The 21,567-nt window shown below is 64.2% G+C and carries 20 protein-coding genes; 5 read left to right on the forward strand and 15 right to left on the reverse strand.

Going from position 1 to position 21,567, the window contains the following annotated elements:
• Positions 1-175: 175 nt before the first annotated feature.
• The 10 genes from NLN62_RS18610 to murJ form a co-directional block, all read right to left on the reverse strand.
• The gene (locus NLN62_RS18610) at positions 176-586 is read right to left on the reverse strand and encodes a hypothetical protein (protein WP_051390304.1); all 411 of its coding nucleotides are present in this window, start codon (positions 584-586) and stop codon (positions 176-178) included.
• Positions 587-596: 10 nt separating this feature from the next.
• Complete coding sequence (locus tag NLN62_RS18615; RefSeq protein WP_254109779.1) at positions 597-1,280, reverse strand: HAD family hydrolase; 684 nt, start codon at positions 1,278-1,280, stop codon at positions 597-599.
• A complete protein-coding gene (locus NLN62_RS18620; protein ID WP_254109780.1) occupies positions 1,280-1,735 on the reverse strand; it encodes a Fur family transcriptional regulator in 456 nt (151 codons plus the stop codon). The genes NLN62_RS18615 and NLN62_RS18620 overlap by 1 nt, the downstream gene beginning before the upstream one ends.
• A 38-nt stretch (positions 1,736-1,773) precedes the next feature.
• Positions 1,774-2,259, reverse strand: a complete 486-nt coding sequence (gene rimI, locus NLN62_RS18625; protein WP_254109781.1) for a ribosomal protein S18-alanine N-acetyltransferase — start codon at positions 2,257-2,259, stop codon at positions 1,774-1,776.
• Positions 2,256-2,951, reverse strand: a complete 696-nt coding sequence (tsaB, locus tag NLN62_RS18630) for a tRNA (adenosine(37)-N6)-threonylcarbamoyltransferase complex dimerization subunit type 1 TsaB (RefSeq protein WP_254109782.1) — start codon at positions 2,949-2,951, stop codon at positions 2,256-2,258. The genes rimI and tsaB overlap by 4 nt, the downstream gene beginning before the upstream one ends.
• Before the next feature lie 88 nt (positions 2,952-3,039).
• Positions 3,040-3,609 carry a NifU family protein gene (locus NLN62_RS18635; protein ID WP_254109783.1) on the reverse strand — a complete coding sequence of 190 codons (570 nt, stop codon included), beginning with the start codon at positions 3,607-3,609 and terminating at the stop codon, positions 3,040-3,042.
• A gap of 155 nt (positions 3,610-3,764) precedes the next feature.
• On the reverse strand, positions 3,765-4,259 hold the full coding sequence (locus NLN62_RS18640) for a universal stress protein (RefSeq protein ID WP_027528346.1): 495 nt from the start codon (positions 4,257-4,259) through the stop codon (positions 3,765-3,767).
• Between the two features lie 78 nt (positions 4,260-4,337).
• Positions 4,338-4,733: a hypothetical protein gene (locus NLN62_RS18645; protein WP_051390305.1), complete on the reverse strand. Its 396-nt coding sequence runs from the start codon at positions 4,731-4,733 to the stop codon at positions 4,338-4,340.
• Between the two features lie 16 nt (positions 4,734-4,749).
• The gene (trpS, locus tag NLN62_RS18650; RefSeq protein WP_254109784.1) at positions 4,750-5,802 is read right to left on the reverse strand and encodes a tryptophan--tRNA ligase; all 1,053 of its coding nucleotides are present in this window, start codon (positions 5,800-5,802) and stop codon (positions 4,750-4,752) included.
• Between the two features lie 86 nt (positions 5,803-5,888).
• A complete protein-coding gene (murJ, locus tag NLN62_RS18655; RefSeq protein ID WP_254109785.1) occupies positions 5,889-7,439 on the reverse strand; it encodes a murein biosynthesis integral membrane protein MurJ in 1,551 nt (516 codons plus the stop codon).
• A 186-nt stretch (positions 7,440-7,625) separates the two neighbouring features.
• Between murJ and NLN62_RS18660 the strand changes: the two genes are divergently transcribed.
• Positions 7,626-8,627 carry an adenosine kinase gene (locus NLN62_RS18660; protein ID WP_254109786.1) on the forward strand — a complete coding sequence of 334 codons (1,002 nt, stop codon included), beginning with the start codon at positions 7,626-7,628 and terminating at the stop codon, positions 8,625-8,627.
• Positions 8,628-8,773: 146 nt separating this feature from the next.
• On the opposite strand, the gene NLN62_RS18665 is transcribed toward NLN62_RS18660, so the two are convergent.
• Complete coding sequence (locus NLN62_RS18665; protein WP_027528350.1) at positions 8,774-10,468, reverse strand: AMP-binding protein; 1,695 nt, start codon at positions 10,466-10,468, stop codon at positions 8,774-8,776.
• A 116-nt stretch (positions 10,469-10,584) separates the two neighbouring features.
• Entirely contained in the window at positions 10,585-11,778 is a 1,194-nt protein-coding gene (locus NLN62_RS18670) for a serine hydrolase (RefSeq protein ID WP_254109787.1), read from the reverse strand.
• Positions 11,779-12,101: 323 nt separating this feature from the next.
• Between NLN62_RS18670 and NLN62_RS18675 the strand changes: the two genes are divergently transcribed.
• The gene (locus tag NLN62_RS18675; protein ID WP_027528351.1) at positions 12,102-12,422 is read left to right on the forward strand and encodes a hypothetical protein; all 321 of its coding nucleotides are present in this window, start codon (positions 12,102-12,104) and stop codon (positions 12,420-12,422) included.
• 220 nt (positions 12,423-12,642) lie between these two features.
• Positions 12,643-14,136, forward strand: coding sequence for an NAD-dependent succinate-semialdehyde dehydrogenase (locus NLN62_RS18680; RefSeq protein ID WP_254109788.1), 1,494 nt, complete (start codon positions 12,643-12,645; stop codon positions 14,134-14,136).
• Between the two features lie 114 nt (positions 14,137-14,250).
• Here the strand turns inward: NLN62_RS18680 and NLN62_RS18685 are convergent, their stop codons facing one another.
• The 3 genes from NLN62_RS18685 to NLN62_RS18695 all read right to left on the reverse strand — a co-directional run bounded on the left by NLN62_RS18685 (position 14,251) and on the right by NLN62_RS18695 (position 18,706).
• Positions 14,251-16,467: an SLC26A/SulP transporter family protein gene (locus NLN62_RS18685; RefSeq protein ID WP_027528353.1), complete on the reverse strand. Its 2,217-nt coding sequence runs from the start codon at positions 16,465-16,467 to the stop codon at positions 14,251-14,253.
• Positions 16,468-16,808: 341 nt separating this feature from the next.
• Positions 16,809-17,723: a phosphoribosylaminoimidazolesuccinocarboxamide synthase gene (locus NLN62_RS18690; protein ID WP_027528354.1), complete on the reverse strand. Its 915-nt coding sequence runs from the start codon at positions 17,721-17,723 to the stop codon at positions 16,809-16,811.
• 65 nt (positions 17,724-17,788) lie between these two features.
• Positions 17,789-18,706 (reverse strand): pirin family protein, encoded by a 918-nt coding sequence (locus NLN62_RS18695; protein ID WP_027528355.1) that lies wholly within the window; start codon positions 18,704-18,706, stop codon positions 17,789-17,791.
• Positions 18,707-18,896: 190 nt separating this feature from the next.
• Here NLN62_RS18695 and NLN62_RS18700 point away from each other — a divergent pair, with 190 nt between their 5' ends.
• Together NLN62_RS18700 and NLN62_RS18705 are read left to right on the forward strand one after the other, a co-directional pair.
• Entirely contained in the window at positions 18,897-19,958 is a 1,062-nt protein-coding gene (locus NLN62_RS18700) for a helix-turn-helix domain-containing protein (RefSeq protein WP_254109789.1), read from the forward strand.
• A 145-nt stretch (positions 19,959-20,103) separates the two neighbouring features.
• Complete coding sequence (locus NLN62_RS18705) at positions 20,104-21,531, forward strand: serine hydrolase (RefSeq protein WP_254109790.1); 1,428 nt, start codon at positions 20,104-20,106, stop codon at positions 21,529-21,531.
• Positions 21,532-21,567: the final 36 nt, after the last annotated feature.

Consider the following 21,567-nt stretch of genomic DNA (forward strand, 5'->3'; position numbering starts at 1 on the left):
AGGCTGTAGGGGCGAAAATCCAGCGATTGGACCCCTCAGAGACCGTCATTCCGGGGCGATGCAAAGCATCGAACCCGGAATCTCGCGCCAAATCCCCTGGATTCCGGGCTAATCGCGGCGCGATGCCCCGAAACGACGATGGCAGGCCAAGCTCCGGCGACCTGGGTGTATCAACCTACCGGCGCGGGGTGGCGAGCCATTCTCTCCAGAACGCATCCTGCGCATCAACCGAGGCGGGGATGACATCAGGCCCCGTTTCGAAGATTTCGACGAGATCGGTCATGTGCACGTGGGCACCCTTGGTCAGCCGGTATGCCTTCAGGCCCCGTCCCATGTCTCTCGCCATTCCAGAAGGATACACATTGAGGCTGGCACCGTAGCAGAATGGGATGAACCCCTCAGGTTCAAGCTGACGGCGTATCAGGCACAGAGCCTCGAAGAAATCGTCAGCGTTGGCTTCGATTTTCCTTCCGCGATAAGTGCAGCTCAGCCTGCACGTATCACCAACGTCGTGCTCGATGAGCACAGCTCTCTCGTCGTCACCGGCGCCAATCAGCTGAATTTCGTGTTGCTCGTCCAAGTTCACCGCACATTCTTCACGCCAAAAGCTCAGGGTCGGCCGCGACCTGCCGGACCAGCTCCGGCAACCGCCGCATGTCATCGAACGTCAATCCAGCGCCGGCCGCACGCAGCCTGGCGGCGTGACCCGGTGGGCAGTGGCTACCGCCGTGAAAGCCGAGCACGGTCATCCCGGCAGCGTGCGCACCCGTCACCCCGGGAACGCTGTCCTCGATCACGAGGCATCGTTCCGGCGCGGCTTTCATATGCTCGGCGGCGAACAGAAACAGATCGGGTGCGGGCTTGCCGCGTGCGACCTGGCTTGCGGAAAAGATGTGCGGAGCAAGCATATCGTATAGCCCGGCACAAGACAGGCCGTGACGGATCTTCTCCGGTGTGCCGCTCGATGCAACGCATTTGGGCAAATCGATTGCGCCAATCGCGGCGGCCACATGGGTGATCGGCAGCAGATCGCTGGCATAAAATTGCAGCGTCGCCGCATTCACCTGCTGCTCCAGATCGTCAGGTAGCTTGCGGCCGATTTCCTGTTCGACCATCAGCCGCGCATCCCGCTCGGATACGCCGAGGAAGCGGACCAATACCTGCTCCGGTGTGATCGGGTAGCCGTGGCGCGTCAGCACATCCGCATGCGCGCGACAGGAGATCACCTCGCTGTCAACGAGCACGCCGTCGCAGTCGAAGATGATAAGGTCTACAGGCACTAACTTGCAGGCTTCTCGTCGTCGAGCGGGACGCAATAGAGCTCGAGCCGGTGATCGACCAGCTTGTAGCCGAGCTTGCGGGCGATCTCCGCCTGCAGCTTCTCGATCTCTTCGGAGGTGAACTCGATCACCTTGCCGTCGCGCAAATTGATGAGGTGGTCGTGATGGCTGTCGCGCATCTGCTCGTAGCGCGCGCGGCCCTCGCGGAAATCGTGGCGCTCGATGATGCCGGCATCCTCGAACAGTTTTACGGTGCGATAGACGGTCGAGATCGAGATCTTGTCGTCGACGGCGACGCAGCGTCGATAGAGTTCCTCGACATCGGGGTGATCGACGGCTTCCGCGAGCACGCGGGCGATGACGCGGCGCTGCTCGGTCATGCGCATGCCGGTGGCGGCACAGCGCGCCTCGATGCCGGTCGCCTTGGTCGCAGAAGAATGTTTGAGTACGGTCATAGGGTTGTCTGCCTGGCGGGCGCCTTGTTCAGTCGATGTTACGACAAGTCACGTCGCATCAGAAGTGCGTTCAATTGTTCCCCGTTCGCCTGCTTATAGTAGCGTTCGCGGCGCCCGACCACCATGAATCCGATGCCGTCGTAGAGGGCCCGCGCCGGCCGGTTATTTTCCTCAACTTCGAGAAATATAGTGCGCACGCCGCGGCCGGCGAGGTGGCCGAGATGGGTCAAGAGCAGCGCGCGGGAGAACCCGCGGCCGCGATAGGCCTGGTCGACGGCAATGGAGAGGATTTCCGCCTCGTCGGCGCCCATCCGCGAGACCGCAAAACCGATCGTCTTGCGGCCCAATCGCAAGCGATGCACCAGCGTGTTGCGCTCGCTCATCATGCTTTCGAATTCGCCTTCGCCCCAGCCGCGCGCAAAGGCTGCGCCATGCAGTTGCGCGAGGCGCGCAGCGTCGCGCGCGCTCGCGCCCTCGACGAGGGCGGTGCCGCCGCGCCACCATTCGGCGAGCCAATTCATCATGGAGTTGCGGCGTGTGCTGCGAGTGGCGGCATGGCGGCCGGTTTCGCATCGGGCGCCCGCAAATAGAACGGACGCGCCGGATTGGTGTCGGGATCGGCGGCTGCACCCAGCCAGGCCACCCAATTGATGTCGGGCGCGGCCTGCGGATCGACGGCGATCGGTTGGGCTGCGTCCTTCGGCCAGCGATCGGCGAGAATTTTGGCGGCATTGCCGACCAGATGCGGCGCGCCGAATTGCGAGGCGGCGATCGCCTCATCGACGCCCGCAACTCCTGGCCGCACGAGCTGGCTGCCGTCGCCGGCGACGATCTGAAAATAGACGTGGTCATGCCGCGCGTCGATTGCGGAGATGACAGGTGCCGGCTTGTTCTGGCTGATGATGGCGGCAGCATAGGCCGACAGCGTCGTCAGCCCCACCGCCGGCTTGCCGGCTGCGAGCGCAAGTCCGCGCGCGGCCGAAATCCCGACGCGCAGCCCCGTGAAGCTGCCGGGACCGGTGGTAACCGCCATGCGGTCGAGCGCGGTGAAGCTGAGCTCGGCCGATTGCATCACCCGCGCGATCAGCGGCATCAAAGCTTCCGCATGCCCGCGCTTCATCGGCAGCGATTCCTGCGCGCGCAGTTCGGCGGTTTCGGTGTCGAGCACGGCCGCGGCGCAGGCGTCGAGCGCAGTATCGATGGCAAGGATCAGCATAAAAAAGCGAATGGCGAGTGGCGAATAGCGAGCAGCCTAACCGATCGGGGTTTCATTCGCCATTCGCTACTCGCCATTCGCGGCCAAATCACATCGGCCGGACTTCGACCACGTCGGGCACGAAATGCCTGAGCAGGTTCTGGATGCCGTGCTGGAGCGTCGCGGTCGAGGACGGGCAGCCGGAGCAGGCGCCCTTCATGTTGAGGTAGACGACGCCGTCCTTGAAGCCGCGGAAGGTGATGTCGCCACCATCATTCGCGACCGCGGGACGCACACGGGTCTCGATCAGATCCTTGATCATGTCGACCGTCTCTGCATCCGCCTCGTCGAAAAATTCGTCTTCCTCGTCGAGGTTGTCGTCACTGGCGGCCACGCCATCGGCGAGCAGCGGCGCGCCGGACATATAATGCTCCATGATCGCGCCGAGGATCGCGGGCTTGAGCTGCTGCCATTCACCGCTCGCCTTGGTCACGGTGATGAAGTCGCTGCCGTAGAACACGCTGGTGACGCCGGGCACGTCGAACAGTTTTTCGGCGAGCGGCGAGCGGGCGGCGGCCTCGCGCGAGGCGAATTCCATCGGGCCGCCGTCGGATACGAGGCGGCCTGGGATGAACTTCAACGTGGCGGGATTGGGGGTAGCTTCGGTCTGAATAAACATGGCTCTCTCCGGACGTCGCCGGTTCAAGGCCGGCGCGTGAGCTTTCAGTACCAGATGGCGACGCCAAACGCACGGTCAAGGGGCGGGTGGGGAAGTTTTGCTGCGGGATCAGCGGGTTAACCCCTCGCGCCGTTAACGGGGAGGGGGAAACGGTCCTATGACAGCGCGTCGACCTCGGGGTCGCTCAGCTCGCCCGAGATGATCGTCACCGGAATCGGGAACGTGCCGACGGCATTGGCGAGCAGCGCGACGAGCGGCCCCGGTCCCTCGGCGCCGGGATTGGCCGCGAGCACCAGCATCGCGATATCCGGATCCTGGTCGATGACCTCGAGCAATTGTTCCATCGGGTAGCCCTCCCGGATCACGCGTTCCGGCGTGATCGCGGCGATGCCGTTGGCGCGGCCGGCGGCGCGATCGAGCGCGGCGTTCGCCGCCTCCTCCGCTTCAGCGCGCATGATGTCGGCGACACCGAGCCATTGCTGGTTCTGGTCCTCGGTCTCGATGATGCGCAGCATCACCACGCCGCCGCCGGCGCGGATCGCCCAGCGGCTGGCGTAATAGACCGCGCGGTCCCATTCGGCGGTGTCGTCGACGATGACAAGGCATTTGGGCTTGTGACCCGGCTCAAAGCATCGTCGCTTGCTGCTCATGCATGTCCCGGCGTATCCCCGCCCGGCATGCTGCCACGGTGTGGCCGTCTTCGACAAGCGGCGTCGCCGATCTGAGCCCTAGTCTGGACGATTCCAGGGGATCGGCACGGGCGCCTTCGCGGCTGCAACACTCTCTGCGTCGCCCGGCTGCACGGAAATGATGTGCAGGTACTCAAACGGCAGTTCGGTTCCTAGCCAAAACTGATCGTTCTCAGCGACAGAAGCGGGTTGATTCGCGAGCATGCCGACATAGCCATTCGCCTTGCGCTCGCGGACGATCACCCACATCCGCTCAACGGATGGGTGTTCTTCACCCTCGACGACAATCTCGAAGATCAGCTTGGCGTAGTCGCCAGGCTGGAGAAGCTTCCGGACGGCGAGATCCGGAATTTGAAAGGTCTCGGGGGTAGCGCGGTGGCGCTCCTCCCCGTCTCCGAGGCGCCAGCCATCTCTTTCGAAGTCTGGCGTTCTCATCGGCGTCGTCCGCCGACTAGCGCTTGCGGATGAAGCCGACGATGTCCTTGGAAAGCGCCATGGTCTCGTCCGCAATCGCGCGCGCGCGGTCGGCGCCGTCGTTCAGGATGGTATCGATGTGACCGGGATCGGCAACCAGGCGCTTCATTTCGCCGGCGATCGGCGCCAGCTTTGTCACGCAGAGATCGACCAGCGCGTTCTTGAAGCTGGAGAACTGGCCGCCGCCGAAATCGCGCAGCACGTCGGCTTTCGCCCGGCCCGACAGCGCGGCGAAGATCCCGACAAGGTTGTCGGCCTCGGGGCGCGCTTCCAGGCCCTTCTCCTCCGTCGGCAGCGGCTCCGGATCGGTCTTCGCCTTGCGGACCTTCTGCGCGATGGTGTCGGCATCGTCGGTCAAATTGATGCGCGAGTAGTCCGACGCATCCGACTTCGACATCTTCTTGGTGCCGTCCCGCAAGCTCATCACGCGCGTCGCGGGCCCCGTGATCAGCGGCTCCGGCAGCGGGAAGAACAGGCCGTCGCCGAAGCCGTGACCACGAATCGAATCGCCAAAATCGTTGTTGAACTTCTGCGCGATGTCGCGCGAAAGCTCGAGATGCTGCTTCTGGTCCTCGCCGACCGGAACATGCGTGGCGCGATAAAGCAGGATGTCGGCCGCCATCAGCACGGGATAATCGTAGAGGCCGACGGAGGCGTTCTCGCGGTCCTTGCCGGCCTTCTCCTTGAACTGGGTCATGCGGTTGAGCCAGCCCATGCGCGCGACGCAGTTGAAGATCCAGGCAAGCTCGGCGTGGCCGGCGACCTGGCTCTGGTTGAACACGATGTGCTTCTTCGGATCGATGCCGCTAGCAATGAACGCCGCGGTCACCTCGCGGGTGTTGCGCGCGAGCTCGGCCGGTCCGCCCCAGACGTCCACGCCTTGCGTGATCGCATGCATGTCGACCACGCAATAGATGCAGTTGTGCGTTTCCTGCATCTTCACGAAGTTGACGATCGCGCCGAGGTAATTGCCGAGGTGCAGATTGCCCGTCGGCTGGACGCCCGAAAAAACCCGTTCAACGAATGGCATGGCAGCTTTCCTGGCAAGCTTTCCTGGAAGGTACGGGCCGTCGTTTCCAACAGCGGCGCTGCTCCGTCAAGTGTAATTCGCTGCTCTTACGCGCCCCGGTCCTGATGCGCCGGCCGCCTCAAGGCGGCAACGGCCTCGCGCCAGGACGCGATGCCGAGCAGTTTCAGGAACAGGCCATAGGCCACCAGGCCACCCGTGATCTGAAGGCCGAGAACGATCAACCCGAGCAGGCTGTGGCCGCCGGCGGGCGTGATCGCGGTCGTGAGCCAGAGCAGGGTGCCCATGGCGAGCGCGGCGAGCGCGATCCGCGGCAGCCGCTTGCGGGCGTCGTCGTCGACCGCGAAGCCGAATTCGTCTGCACCCTTGCGAAGCAGCGAGAGCGCGCTGCTCCAGGCGCCGCAGGCGATGCTCGCTGCAATGCCCGTTGCGCCGAAGACATGGCCTAGAACCACCGCGAGCGCCACGGCGACCACGAACCCCTTTGCAGTCGCGATCAGCGGCGCCATGGTGTCGCCGCGGGCAAAGAAGGCCGGCGACAGGGCCTTGATCAGGACATGGGCGGGCAGGCCGAGCGCCAGCGCCATCAGCGCGCGTGCGCTGGCCGCAGTGTCGGCCGCGCCGAACGCGCCATGCTCGAACAGCAACCGCACGATCGGCTCGGCCAGCACGATCAGGCCAAGGGTCGCCGGCAGCGCGAGACCCGTGGCGAGCTCGAGCGCCCGAGATTCGGCATGCGCCACGGCGCCGCGGTCGCCGCTACCGGTCGCGCGTGTCAGCTCCGGCACCAGCACGGTACCCATGGCGACACCGACGATGCCGAGCGGCAATTCGATCAGGCGGTTGGCGAAATAGAGCCAGGAGACGGCCGACGGCGTCGCCGAAGCAATGATGGCACCCGCCACCATCAGCCATTGCGGCCCCGAGCTTGCGATCATGCCGGGGATCGCCTTGGCGAAGAAGCCGCGCATTTTCTTGTCGAAGGTGACGCGCAGGGGCGTGGCGAGGCGCGCGCTGCGCTGCGAGCCCAGCATCAACAGTTGCAAGAGGCCGGCGATGCCGACGGTCGCGGCAAGCGTCCATGCGGCGAAGACCGCATCGGCGTGTCCCAGCAGCAGAGCTGCGATCGCGGCGATCAGCGCGATGTTGAACAGCAGCGGCGAGAACGCCGTGAGTGCAAAGCGGCCTTGCGCATTGAGCAGCCCCATCAGCACCGTGACCGGGCCGGCAAAGGCGAGATAGGGCAGCATCAGCCGCGCGTTCGCTACCGCAAGATCGCGCGTGTCGCTTCCGACGAAGCCCGGCGCGATGATGGTGATGATGAGCGGCATCACCAGCGCGATCACGATCGAGGCCAAGATCAGCGCCGCGCTGATCGTCCCCAGCACGCGGCCGGCGAAGGCCGCTGCGGCCTCTTCGCCCTCGCGCTCACGGATGCCGAGCCAGGCCGGGACCAGCGCCGCATTGAGCGCGCCTTCGCTGAGCAGCCGGCGTACCACGTTGACGAGCTGGAACGCGGCGAGAAATGCGTCCGCGACGGCACCGGTCCCGAGCAGCGCCGCGATCAGGGAGTCGCGGGCAAAGCCCAGCAGCCGTGAGGCCAATGTTCCCGTCGAAACGGTCAGGAAGGAGCGGATCATCGGGCCTACATACCATAGCGTTTTCGAGCGAAGTGGTCCCGGTTCGCGTAAAGAAAACGCGTCAAAAGATAACCCTTCGTTGCTTGCTCGCGCGGGGCCTAACGTGATAGGCCGCGAGCCGGATTTCGAGCCGAACAGGAAGCGGATTTTCCGCGTAACCGCAATCGGGCAACAGGATCAAGGTGAATGGCTGACGCGAAATATGACGTCTTGGGGATCGGCAACGCGCTGTTCGACGTGCTGGTCCGGACCGACGAGGCTTTTCTCGCCAAACACGGCATGACCAAGGGCAGCATGTCCCTGATCGACGAGGCGCGCGCCGCCGCCATCTACAAGGATATGGGCCCGGCCACGGAAGTGTCGGGAGGCTCAGCCGCCAACACCATCGTCGGCGTTGCGAGCCTGGGGGCGCGGGCGTCCTATGTCGGCAAGGTCAAGGACGACCAGATCGGCAAGCTCTATGTGCACGACATCCGCGCTGCCGGCGTTGCCTTCGACACGCCGGCCGCCAAGGACGGCCCTGCCACCGGCTGCTCCTACATCCTGGTGACGGCGGATGGCGAGCGCACCATGAACACCTATCTCGGCGCGGCGCAAGACCTGTCGCCCGCCGACATCGATCCGGCCGAAATCGCGGCCGCGCGCATCGTCTATCTCGAGGGCTATCTCTGGGACCCCAAGAACGCCAAGGATGCTTTCCTCAAGGCGGCGAAGATCGCGCATGATGCGCGCCGCAGGGTGGCGCTGACGCTGTCGGATTCGTTCTGCGTCGACCGCTATCGCGACGAGTTCCTGTCGCTGATGAAGAACGGCACGGTTGATATCGTGTTTGCCAACGAGTCCGAGCTGCATTCGCTCTACATGACCTCGGATTTCGACGCCGGGCTCAAGCAGCTCCGCAACGACGTCAATCTCGGCGTGGTCACGCGCAGCGAGAAGGGCTGCATGGTGGTGTCATCAGAAGATGCCGTCGCGGTGCCGGCCTCGCCGATCGACAAGCTCGTCGACACCACCGGCGCCGGCGATCTCTTCGCTGCCGGCTTTCTGTTCGGCCTCGCGCGGGATCTCTCCTACAAGCAATGCGGCCAGCTCGGCGCGCTCGCCGCGGCCGAAGTGATCCAGCACATCGGCGCCCGCCCGCAGGTTTCGCTGAAGGAGCTGGCGCAGCAGCGCGGATTGACGGTGTAGCGCGAACTCGCCTCAGTCTCCGCTGTCATCGCCCGGCTTGAACCGGGCGATCCAGTATTCCAGAGACAGCGACGAATACGGAGAGGCCGCGGCGTACCGGATTCCCCGCCTTCGCGGGGAATGACAGCCTCCCTTTGGCCGGTCACTCACGCCGTCTTCGCGGCCTTCAGCCCGAGCCGTTTCTCCACGGCATCCCGCATCAGAAACTTCTGGATCTTTCCCGTCACGGTCATCGGGAATTCGTCGACGAACTCGACGTAACGTGGGATCTTGTTGTGGGCGATCTGGCCCTCGCAGAAGGCGCGGACTTCCTCGGTCGTCAGCTTCTCGCCTGACCTGACGCGGATCCAGGCGCAGAGCTCCTCGCCGTAGCGGGTATCCGCCACGCCAAAGATCTGCACGTCCTGGATCTTCGGGTGGCGATAAAGGAATTCCTCGATCTCGCGCGGGTAGAGGTTTTCCCCGCCGCGGATCACCATGTCCTTGATGCGGCCGACGATGTTGCAATAGCCCTCGGCGTCGATGGTGGCGAGGTCCCCGGTGTGCATCCAGCCGTTGGCGTCGAGCACGTCGGCGGTCTTCTCCTTGTCCTCCCAATAGCCGAGCATGACGCTGTAGCCGCGGGTGCAGAGCTCGCCGCGTTCGCCGCGCTTGACGATCTTGCCGTCGAGATCGACGACCTTGACCTCGACATGCGGATGAATGCGTCCGACGGTGGAGACGCGGCGCTCAAGCGGATCATCGACCGCGCTCTGGAAGCTGACCGGGCTGGTCTCGGTCATGCCGTAGGCGATCGTCACCTCCCGCATGTTCATCTCGGTGTTGACGCGCTTCATCACCTCGATCGGACACGGCGCCCCGGCCATGATGCCCGTGCGCAGCGTTCTTAGATTGAACTTCGAGAAATCGGAGTGATCGAGCTCAGCGATGAACATCGTCGGCACCCCGTAGACCGCGGTGCATTTCTCCTGCTCGATCGTCCGCAGCGTCACGAGCGGATCAAAACCCTCGCCGGGGTAGACCATGGCCGCGCCGAGCGTGACGGAGGCGAGATTGCCCATCACCATGCCGAAGCAGTGATAGAGCGGCACCGGGATGCAGATGCGATCCGTCTCGGTCAGGCGCATCGCGCGTCCGGTGAAATAGCCGTTGTTGAGGATGTTGTGATGGGTCAGCGTCACGCCCTTGGGTGAGCCGGTCGTGCCGCTGGTGAACTGGATGTTGACGGGATCGTCGAACTGCAAGGACGCGCCGAGCGCCGCCAGCTGTTCCCGGTGACGGGCGCTACCCATGCGCGCGACTTCTTCGAACGGGATCGTGCCTGATACGGCGGGACCGCCGATCTGGATGACGATGCGTAAATCGGGCAGCCGCGCCGCGTGCAGTTGCCCCGGCCTGGCACTGGCAAGCTCCGGCAGCAGCGTGTTGAGCATCTCCATGTAGTTGCTGGTCTTGAAGGCCGTCGCGGTGACGATCGCCGCGCAGCCGACCTTGTGAAGCGCGAATTCCAGCTCGCTGAGGCGATAGGCGGGATTGATCGTCACCAGGATCAGCCCGGCCTTGGCGGCCGCGAACTGGGTCAAGGTCCATTCCGGGCGGTTCAGCGACCAGATGCCGATCCGCGCCCCGCGTTCCAGGCCGAGCGCCAGAAAGCCGGCGGCGAGCGCATCGACCCGTTCGGCAAATTCCGTCCAGGTCCACCTGACGCCGTGGCTGGGCGAGACCAGCGCCTCGCGATCGCCCCAGCGCCGCACGGCCAGGTCGAGGCTACGGCCGATCGTGTCGCCGAGCAGCGGCGTATCGGAGATGCCACAAACATAGCTGTCAGCTTTGTCTGCCAAGGTCGTGTCCTCCAGCCCGTTTCATGATGGCCACGTGCCCCGAGGGCGAGGGCCTTCGGGGCACGGTACATCTTGTTGTGAGCACGCGCGACAAGGCGCGTCTTAGACTTAAGGGGCTATGCCGCCCTCTGGCCGCTTCCGGCATCGAGGCCGGCATAGACGCCCCGTTCGAAGCCGGCGAAGGCTTCCAGGCAGTCCTTGTCGACGAAGGGTAGGAGTTGCATCAGGATCACGCCGGTGACGTCGCGTGACGGATCGATCCAGAAAAAGGTGTTGGCGAGTCCCGCCCAGGCCATGCTGCCCGGGCTGCGGCCCTCAGCCGTCTTGGCGGTGTTGATCATGAAGCTGAGGCCCCACTTCTTCGCCTGCTCAGGATAGAGATCGACATCGTTGGTGTAGATCGGTGCAGCCGAAATCAACTTGGTGACGTTGAAATCGCCGATGTGGTTCTGGCTCATGGTTGAGATCGTCTCAGGCCTGAGGACCTGGTTGCCGTTGCCGCGGCCCTTGTTCAGGATCATCTGGGTGAACTTGATATAGTCGCTTGCGGTGGAATAAAGGCCGCCGCCACCCATGTGGAATTCCGGCTCCTGCTCGAGCTCGAACGGGATCGCAGCGACCTGTCCGTTCTCGCCGCGCGCGTGCATGCCGACCAGCCGCTTGCGCATGTCATCGGTGATCTTGAACGCCGTATCACTCATGCCGAGCGGCGCGAACAGGTTGTCGCGCAAGTACGCGTCGAGCCGCTTGCCGCTGACGGCCTCGACCGCCTTGCCGACGAAATCGATGTTGATGCCGTATTCCCAGCGCGTGCCCGGATCGGACGCAATCGGCCTTCTCAACGTGTGGTTCTTGCAGGTGGTGATTCCCGGCGTTCCCGTTTTTTCCAGAAAAGCGGCGATGTCGCCGTTCCACAATTCATAGCAGAAGCCGGCGGTATGGGTCATGAGTTGGCGCAGCGTGATCGGCCGCTTCGCCGGACGCAGCTTTGGCGCGCCATTGGCATCAAAACCTTCGAGCACTTGCGGGGCGGCGAGGTCCGGCAACACCGTGCTGATCGGTGCTTCGAGCGAAAGCTTGCCCTGCTCGACCAGTTGCATCGCACCTGCGGCGGTGACCGCCTTCGTCATCGACGCGATCCAGAACACGCTGTCCACCGTCATTGCATCGGGCTTGGACAGGTCGCGCTTGCCGAACGCGCCTTCATAAAGCACGTCCTTGCCGGTCGCGGCGACGGCGACGACGCCGGGAATGGCCTTCGCATCGCTCTTCTGGCGCAGAACCTGATCGATCTGGGCTTTGCTTTGCATGCGCATTTCCTCCGGTTTGATTATTGTTGGAAGTGATCGATTGTCCTCCCGCGAACCACGTGCGGCAAGCATCTCAACTGCAGTGCCGTTCGCGATGTCGTGACTTGACGGCGGGTCACCCGCGAAGGACGACACGGGGACCAAACTGCAACACCTCGTCACAATCTGCGGTGGATGACCGCACTTCGCCGAGACCTCGCGGGGTATCAGGCGATATGCTTCGGGCATACTGCTCTGAAATATTTTGTGAAGGCGTTCAGACGCGGCCGGCCAAAGATTTGAAGCAAATGCTGGCGGCTTCGGTTGCCGCGAGGGGGCTTAAAATGATTTCGACCTGGAGCGAATGGAAGCGCTATCCCCGTCAGGGGCGGGGCGAGAACCTCGAGGCGCCGATTTCGCCAGGCATTTACGAAGTCCGGATCGCCGGTACCGGCGCGCTACATTCCTTCGGAGCGGTCGACAATCTGGCGCAGGCCCTGGCGCTGCTGCCGGTCGGCTCGAAGTCGTGGTTCGGCCGGCGCGACACCACTTCCGTGCCGGATCTCGAGTACCGGACCTGCGCCACCTCGACCAGGGCCGACGCGAAGGCGGCCGCCGAGCGCATGATCGGCCGGCGCGAGACCTATATGAGCGGCGCGGCGTAGACAACGCCAAGACTGAGTTGAGCTGAGTTCTGCCCACGATGCAGGACACCTCCCGTACGCAGAGGTAAGAGATCGCGGCCAGACTCAAGCAAAAATCGTCCTGCCCCGGCTTCGCGCTGATCCCAGATTAGCTTGAAGCAGACTTGCGTTGCGGGGCGATGCAATATGCCCCGCATGCCCCTATATTCCGGGCCAATCCGACAGTCCCAGGAGCAACGCCATGACCCCGACCGCCGCCGCACGCGCCCCGCAAGCCACCGCCGCCCTGCGCGATCGTCTCAAGGATCCCTCGCTGCTGCGCGAGGCCTGCTACATCGACGGCGCCTGGGTTGGCACGCCGTCGCGGCCGGTGACCAATCCGGCGAACGGCGTCGAGCTCGCAAAAGTCCCGGTCATGAGCACGGCAGAGACGACGCAGGCGGTGCAAGCCGCCGAGCACGCCTTCCCTGCCTGGGCCAAGTTGACCGCCAAGCAGCGCTCCAACATCTTGCGCAAATGGTTCGAATTGATTGCGGCCAATCGCGAGGATCTCGCGCTGATCCTGACCTCCGAGCAAGGCAAGCCGCTGACTGAAGCGCTCGGCGAGGTCGATATCGGCGGCGCCTATGTCGAGTTCTTTGCCGAGGAGGCCCGCCGTGTCTATGGCGAGACCATCCCGACTCAGCGTCCCGACGCACGCCTGCTTGCGATCAAGCAGCCGATCGGCGTCTGCGGCGCCATCACGCCGTGGAACTTTCCCTGCTCCATGATCACCCGCAAGGTCTCGCCTGCGCTCGCGGCTGGCTGCACCGTGGTGCTGAAGCCCGCGAATGAAACGCCGCTGACGGCGCTTGCGCTGGTCGCGCTCGCCGAGAAGGCCGGCGTGCCGAAGGGCGTGTTCAACATCCTCACCGGCAATTCGTCGGCGATCGGCAAGGTGCTGTGCGAGCATCCCGCCGTGCGCTTCGTCGGCTTCACCGGTTCGACGGAGGTCGGCAAGATCCTCTATCAGCAGGCGTCCGTCGGGGTGAAGAAGCTCGGCCTCGAGCTTGGCGGCAATGCGCCGTTCGTGGTGTTCGACGATGCCGATATCGATGCAGCGGTTGAAGGTGCGATCGTCTCGAAATATCGCAACATGGGTCAGACCTGCGTCTGCGCCAACCGCCTCTATGCCCAGGACAAGATCTACGACGAGTTCGTCGAGAAGCTTTCCAAGAAGGTCGCGGCGATGAAGATCGGCGACGGCACCGAGACCGGCGTGGTGCAGGGGCCGCTGATCAATTTGGACGCAGTGCTGAAGGTCGAAAAGCACATCGAGGATGCAGTCAAGGGCGGCGCCAAAATCGTCACCGGCGGTAAGCGCCATGCGCTCGGCGGCAGCTTCTTCGAGCCGACGGTGCTTGCCAACGTCAAACCGGATGCACTCGTTGCGCATGAAGAGACCTTCGGCCCGCTCGCGCCGGTGTTCCGTTTCAAGGACGAAGCCGAGGTGATCGCGATGTGCAACAACTCGCCGTTCGGTCTCGCCTCCTACTTCTATTCCCGCGACCTCGGCCGCGTCTGGCGTGTCGCCGAAGCGCTGGAATCCGGCATGGTCGGCGTCAACACCGGCCTGATCACGACGGAAGTCGCGCCCTTCGGCGGCGTCAAGGAAAGCGGCCTCGGCCGCGAAGGCTCGCATCACGGCATGGAAGAATATGTCGAGATCAAATACGTGATGATGGCGGGGATTTAGGTTTGTAGCCGCGGATGGAGTGCCGTAGCCCGGATGGAGCGAAGCGAAATCCGGGATTCCCGAGTCTGGTGAGAAACCCGGATTGCGCTTCGCTCCATCCGGGCTACGCTTTCGTCAGCGCCGCAGCACCGCGATCGTCCTGTTTGCAAAGCTCAGCCGCTCGGCCATGACCGACACGAAATAAGTCAGGAGCTTATGGCTGAGCTCGGGGTCTTCGTCCCTGATCGCATCGAACTGGTGCGTGTTCAGTACATAGAGCACGCTCGCGACCTCGGCCTGGATGGTCGCGCTGCGCGGCGTATGCGACACCAGACCCATCTCGCCGATCGTGGTGTAGCGGCCAAGGCTGCGCACGCGGGTGGTCCGGTTGTCCTCGGCCGGGACCATGATGCCGACACGTCCGTCGAGGATGAAGTGCATGGAATCGGCTGGGTCGCCGGCGTGCACGATGACCTCCCCGGCGTCGACCTCGATACGCTGGCAGCGGCGGATCAACTCGTCGGCGTCACGCTCGCTATCGAGAATCCGCGCGAACCAGTCCCGCAGGTTGGCCTCTTCCTGCGCCAGCCCCTGATGTTGCGAGATGATCTCGTTCTCACACCACTCCAGCGCATGATCGAGCTCGGGAATGATGGTGACGCCTTCACTGATGAAATCGCTGGACCGCAGCACCTTTTCGGCCGCGGCCGACAGATGCACCAGGATCAGCTCGACGCCGAGGTCGCGTGCGCTGCGCTTGATCTGGGCAAAGCTGTAGGCGGCTGACGAATCGACGCCGGTCACGAGCTTGAAGTCGAACAGCAGATAGCGGCACTCCGGCCGCTCCTGGAGCAGGCGCTTGACGTGCTGATAGAGCCGGTTGGCGGAGCCGAAGAACAGGTAGCTCTGCAGGTTCAGGCCCTGGATCGTGCCGCCATGGGCCAGCAGCACCTCCTGGTCGTCGCGCGAGCGGTCGAGCGAAGAGCGGTATTCGGAGCCGTCAAAGCTGTACTTGATCGACTCCACCCGCGCCGCGCTGAACGCGAATGTCAGGCAGCCGATGATCACCCCGATCAGGATGCCCGGCACGAAGCCCCAGCCGACAATGATGATGATGATGGCGATCAGCGACAGATATTCGAGCTTCGACAGCCGCTTGCGCGATTCGATGATCCATTTGTGGAGCTGATCGGCGCCGAGATAGAGCAGAAGGCCGCCCAGCACGAATTTCGGCATGAACCCGAGCAGGTCGGGGCCGATGGCGAGCATCAGCAGCGACATGGCCGCGACGGTGAGGCCGGACAAGCGTCCGCGGCCGCCGCTGCTGAAATTGAGAATCGAACGGCTGACCGAAATGCAGCCGGTATAGCCGCCGATTGCCCCGGTCAGGATGTTGGCCGCGCCCGTGATGTTCAGCTCGCGCTCCAGATTGGCCTCGCGATGCACGGCGACCTCGATCCCCGTGGTGTTGAACAATGTGCTGGACGCCGTGACGAAGATCACGGCAACCACGTTGCCGAGCAGGTCCGGCACGGCGGACCAGGGATAGCGGACGAGATCATCGCTGTGCCAGGGCAGCATGAAGGCCGCCGGCGGCGGAGGCTGGAAGGTCCAGCCCATGGCGCGCGCGTCCTCCGGCGAGATGCCCGCGATCCAGAACGCCACATGCGCCGTGAGCATGCCGCCGACAAGGATGATGGGCAGTCCGAACGGGCTGCGCGAGCGATGCCAGGTGAGGTACAGCACCAGCGCCATGGCGCAGGCCGCTCCCAGTTCCGACAGGGTGACGCCGCTGGTGAAGCGCAACAGCGTCCCGAGCTGCACCGGATGATTGGTGATCACCCGGATCGCGCCCATGACGATCAGAAGTCCGGTGGCTCCGAGGAATCCGCCGACCACGGGATAAGGCACGTAGCGGATCGCCCGGCCCATCCGCGTCAGCCCCAATCCGCACAGCGTGATACCGGTCAGAACGGTCGACAGGCCGAGCGTGATCAACACGGACGAGAGCAATGGTGCCGGCAGATTCGCCGCATCGATGCGCTCGACCAGCGAGGCGGCCAGGATTCCCGTCACCGCAGCGGTGGAGCTGTCCGGCGCGGCAATCGCAAAGGGCAGGGAGCTTCCGAATCCGATGACGGCCGCAAGCACGGCGGAGCTGATGAAGGTCGCGGCGATTCCGTAGGACAGATAGGGCGAGAGCGGACCGGCGAAGATCAGCAGGGCATAGGAGAGCCCGAAGGTGACGGTCAGCACGCTCGCGGCGCCGCCGCCCAGTATATCATTCAGCGCACGCTTGAGAGTCGGATCGAATCGAGTGGCTGGATCGTAGGTGATTGCTGGATCTGTCACGCCCTTGCGCTCGCCTCTGAAAATTCCCGTCCGAGACGTAGACGACTGCGAGCCTAGCGCAAAAGGATTCTTGCAAATATGAAATAGCCAACAGTTTGGGCGATCTGAAATGATCGGTCGAAGGCGCCGTGTCAGCCTCGGTGTCGTCCTGGCGAAAGCCCGGACCCATTACCCCAGGGAGAAGTCGTGGAGCGAACGTAACCGCGAATCTTCGCCAAACCCTGTCCTGTGGTAATGGGTCCTGGATCAACGCTCGCTCCGCTCGCTTGTCCAGGACGACAGCGGAATGTGAATGGCGGTCAACGTCGGAGTGCGTCCCCGACGATGACTCGCGAGGAGAGCTAGAGCTTCAGCTCCGACCCCGTAATCCGCCGATACGCTTCCAGGTACCTCTTGCTCGTCGCCTCGACGACGCTTGCCGGCAGCGGCGGGGGCGGGGCGTCGCCGTTCCAGCGGCCGGCGCGGCGCTCGACATCGAGATAGTCGCGCAACGGCTGCTTGTCGAAGCTCGCCTGCGGCTGGCCGGGCTTGTAGGCGTCGACCGCCCAGAAGCGCGATGAGTCCGGCGTCATCACCTCGTCGATCAGGATGATGCGGCCGTCCTTGTCGCGGCCGAATTCGAACTTGGTGTCCGCGATGATGATGCCCTGTTCTCGCGCCAGCTCCTCGCCGAGCGTGTAGATCGCGCGCGTCATGCTTTCCAGCGTATAGGCGACCTCGTCGCCGACGATCTCACGCATCCGCGCGATCGTGATGTTCTCGTCATGGCCGGTCTCGGCCTTGGTCGCCGGGCTGAAGATCGCAGGATCGAGTTTTTCGCTCTCCACGAGCCCCGCCGGCAGCTTCTCACCGGCGAGCGTGCCGGAGGCCGCGTATTCCTTCCAGGCGGAGCCGGAGATGTAGCCGCGGATCACGCATTCGATCGGAAACACCGTGGTGCGCTTGCACAGCATGGCGCGGCCGAGGATGTCGGCGCGGTGCGCTTTCAGCGCCGGCACTGCTGCGATGATCTCATCCGTGTTGGCGCTGATGACGTGATGCGGCACCACGCCTTCGAGCTCCCTGAACCAGAAGGCGCTGATCTGGGTTAGCACCGCTCCCTTCATCGGGATGGTCTCGCCCATCACGACGTCGAAGGCGCTGATGCGGTCGGTGGTGACGAGCAGCAGGCGGTCGTCATCGACGGCGTAGATATCGCGCACCTTGCCACGCCCGATCTTGGGGAGCGGCAGGTCACTGGAGAGCATGGTGGTCATCGGCAGGGGGCCTTCGGACAGGAGATCTTAAGCCGCGCGAAAAGGCGGCCCAAGATCGGGATAGCCTATTCCGGCAGCGGAATGAACTCGTGTTCCTGCGGAACAGCCGCAAAGCGGCCGGTTTTCCAGTCCTGCTTGGCCTGCTCGATCCGCTCCTTGCTGGAGGAGACGAAATTCCACCAGATGTGGCGCGGACCCTCCAGTGCATCGCCGCCGAGAAACATCATCCGCGTCGGCCTCACGGCCTTCACGGTGATGCGGTCGCCGGGCCGGAAGATCAGCAGGCGCGGCCCCTCATACCGCTCATTGGCGATCTCGACCTCGCCGTCGACGACATAGATCGCGCGCTCCTCGTGATCGGGGTCGAGCGGCACGCTCGCGCCTTCCGCCGCCGTCACCTCGGTATAGAACCAGGGCGAGACCATCGTGACCGGCGAGGTGATGCCGAACGCGGAGCCGGCGATCACCCGCGCGGTGAAATCGCGCTCGGAGATCATCGGCAGGTCGCCGGCGGCGTAGTGCTGGAACGACGGCGCGATCTCTTCCGATGCTGCCGGCAGCGCGATCCAGCTTTGCAAGCCCAGCATCTTCTGACCCGAGGCGCGCTGCGTATCCGGCGTGCGCTCGGAATGCGCTATGCCGCGGCCGGCGGTCATCAGATTCATCGCGCCGGGCGCGATCTCCTGGACGTTGCCCTCGCTGTCGCGATGCATGATCGCGCCGTCGAACAGATAGGTGACGGTGGCAAGGCCGATATGTGGATGCGGCCGCACGTCCATGCCCTTGCCGGAAACGAACTGCACCGGGCCGAAATGATCGAAGAAGATGAAGGGCCCGACCATCTGCCGCTTGCCATGCGGCAGCGCGCGGCGGACTTCAAATCCATCGCCGAGATCGCGGGTGCGCGGCACGATGACGAGATCGAGCGCATCGCATGTTTTGGGATCGCCGAGCACGGGATCGTTGTCGGGCATCCAGCTCATGGGAGAACTCCTGTTGGCCGTCTTTGGCGCAATCGTAGCAGGATTTGGCATTGCCGTCGCAATAATACCCGGACCGCTCATCGCATGCGCGTGATGAGGCGTCGCTAACTCTGATAACCTGCGGGTGCTTGAAAAAATCGGCCTGACGGACGATGTTCGGGCTGCCCAAACCCATCGGTCGCAACATTTGATGACTACAGCCGCTCTCGAGCTTGCCTTCCGCTCCGCCAGCGTCGCGCTGCTACTGGTGCTGGCTGCGTCATTGGTCGCCGATTTTCGCAACGTGTTGGCGGGGCGGCTCGGTGCTGCTCTCGCACTGGGCTTGGCCGCGCATGCGGTTAGCTATTCGGTTGGTGTCACGTCGCGGATCCCGGCATCGCATGCGCCGCTAATTGCGCTATCGACCGGCAACATCGTGGTGTTCTGGCTGTTCACGCGCGCGCTGTTCGACGATGAGTTTCGCTTGAGCTGGTGGAACGGATGGGTCTGGGCGCTGGTGACGGCGTTCAGCTTCGTTGGATGCCTCTGGATTGCACCGGGCGGCCACGTGCGGTTCTCGGTGACGGTGGTCAATCTGATCGTGCTCGGCTTCATCGCGCTTGCGATTGGGCAGACGATCGCCTCGTGGCCGGCCGACCTGGTCGAGCGCCGCCGCCGCGTTCGCGTCTTCCTCGTCTGTGCCGGCGCGCTCTATGGCGGAGTGAATGCACTGCTTCAGATCTCCGTCGCGGGTTACCGCGTCGGCGATGCCGCCGACACGATCAATGCCGGCGTGCTCGCCTGCATCGTCGCGGCCATCGCCTATGCCATGATGCGCGTCGATGCCGCCGATCTGTTTCCGGTTGCCGCGGAGGCCGCACCGGCGGTCATTTTCAGCCCGCAAGGAGCCGAAGATGCCGCTGACCAGAAGCTGATCGATGCCCTGATGCGGCTGATGGCGGATGAGCGGATCTACCGCCAGGAGAACATCACCATCGGCGTGCTGGCGGGCCGGCTGAAGATCCCGGAATACCGGTTGCGTCGGCTGATCAACCAGCGGCTCGGCTACCGCAACTTCAATGTGTTCCTGAACAACCACCGGATCGAGGAGGCGAAGGCCGCGCTGGCCGATCCCACCCAGGCCGAGGTTCCCGTTATCACCATCGCGATGGACGCCGGCTTCCAGTCCCTCGGCCCGTTCAACCGCGCCTTCAAGGCGGTGACCGGCGTGACGCCGACGGAATATCGCCGACTCAAGGCCGATGCGGCTTAGATTTTTAGATCATTGAAATCACAGATAAATTTCAAAATCGGCTAGGTCCGATCAGTTTCAACCAGGTCATTTTCCAAATCCGGCGAGCGCTTCCCGCCCGCATCCGGCTCCCTCTCCGGCACTCGCCTCGAACCGGAGAAAGCCTGTGACCCGCCGCCGAAAAATCCTCCTCCTCACCACCGCCATTGCCTGTGCCGGCCTCGCGCTCGGCGCGGCGCGGGCGCGCGATGTGCCCAAGGTTGCCACCGGCTTCATCGCCGACACGCTCTGCGCGGAAACGTTCGTCTCCGGCCTCGATCCCCAGCACAATCTCGCCGAGACCACGGATGCGATGCCGGGCGCCGGTCTGTTGACCTGGGCGATGGATTTTCAGGTCGATCGCGTGCGCAAGGATGTGACGGTGTCACTGTTCGGCATCGGTCGCAGCCACGCCGTCTATCGTGAGGGGCTCGGCTGCACGCTCGAGCACGGCCAGCGGATCACCGACGGGGCACTGCCGCCTGACGACAAGCAGCCCGCCTTGCTGCCGGAGATCGCCGGCCCGGGACTGGTGGAGCCGCAAAGCGAAGGACTGTCAACCGCGCTCGACCGCGCTTTCACCGAACCCGCGCAGCCGCCCTATCGGCGCACGCGCGCGATCGTCGTCATGAAGGCCGGCCACATCATCGCCGAGCGGTATGCCGACGGTGTCGGACCGCAGACGCCGCTGCTCGGCTTCTCCATGACCAAGTCGGTGACCTCGGCGCTGACAGGCATTCTAGTGCGCCAGGGCAAACTCAAGCTCGACGGGCCCGCGCCGATCGCCGCCTGGCAGAATCCGGATGATCCGCGCCATGCTATCACCGTCGACCAGTTGCTGCGTCACACCGCTGGGCTCGCGCTCGGAAGCTCGTTGCAGGCCTCGCTCGGCTCTGCGCTCGAGCCGGTCAACACGATGAAGTATGCGGAAAACGACATGGCAGCCTTTGCCGAGCGTGCGCCGCTTGCGACCGCGCCGGACACGGCCTGGAATTATCACGACGGCAACTTCGTCATCCTCGCGCAGCTGATCCGCAATGCCGCCGGCGGTAAGCCCGGAGATGCGCTCCGTTTCGCGCGCCGCGAACTGTTCGCGCCGCTCGGCATGGTCAACGTCACGCTTCAGCTCGACGGCGCCGGCACGATCGAGGGCTCCGGCGAAATGCTGGCGTCCGCACGCGACTGGGCTCGGTTCGGCCAGCTCTATCTCAACGACGGCGTCGTTGGCGGCAAGCGTATCCTGCCCGAGGGCTGGGTCAGCTATTCGGCATCGGCGACGCCAAATGCCTGGGTCGGCATCGGCGCCGGCTTCTGGACCAATCAGGGCGACAGCTTTGGCGCGAAATTCCGCATCGAACATGGCTGGCCGCGCGATGCGTTCTTCGCCAAGGGGACGATCGGGCAATATGCGATCGTGATCCCGTCCGAGCGCCTGGTGATCGTGCGCCTCGGCCGCTCGCCGAACTGGCCACCGGAGGTGGACGGCGTGTTCGACCTCGTCCGCGACGTGGTCGCAGCCACGCATGACAAGAGCAAGATGGCGGGTGGGAATTAGTGGGCTCTTCCCTTCTCCCTTTGCGGGAGAAGGTGC

Source organism: Bradyrhizobium sp. CCGUVB23, from assembly GCF_024199885.1.
GTDB lineage: Bacteria > Pseudomonadota > Alphaproteobacteria > Rhizobiales > Xanthobacteraceae > Bradyrhizobium.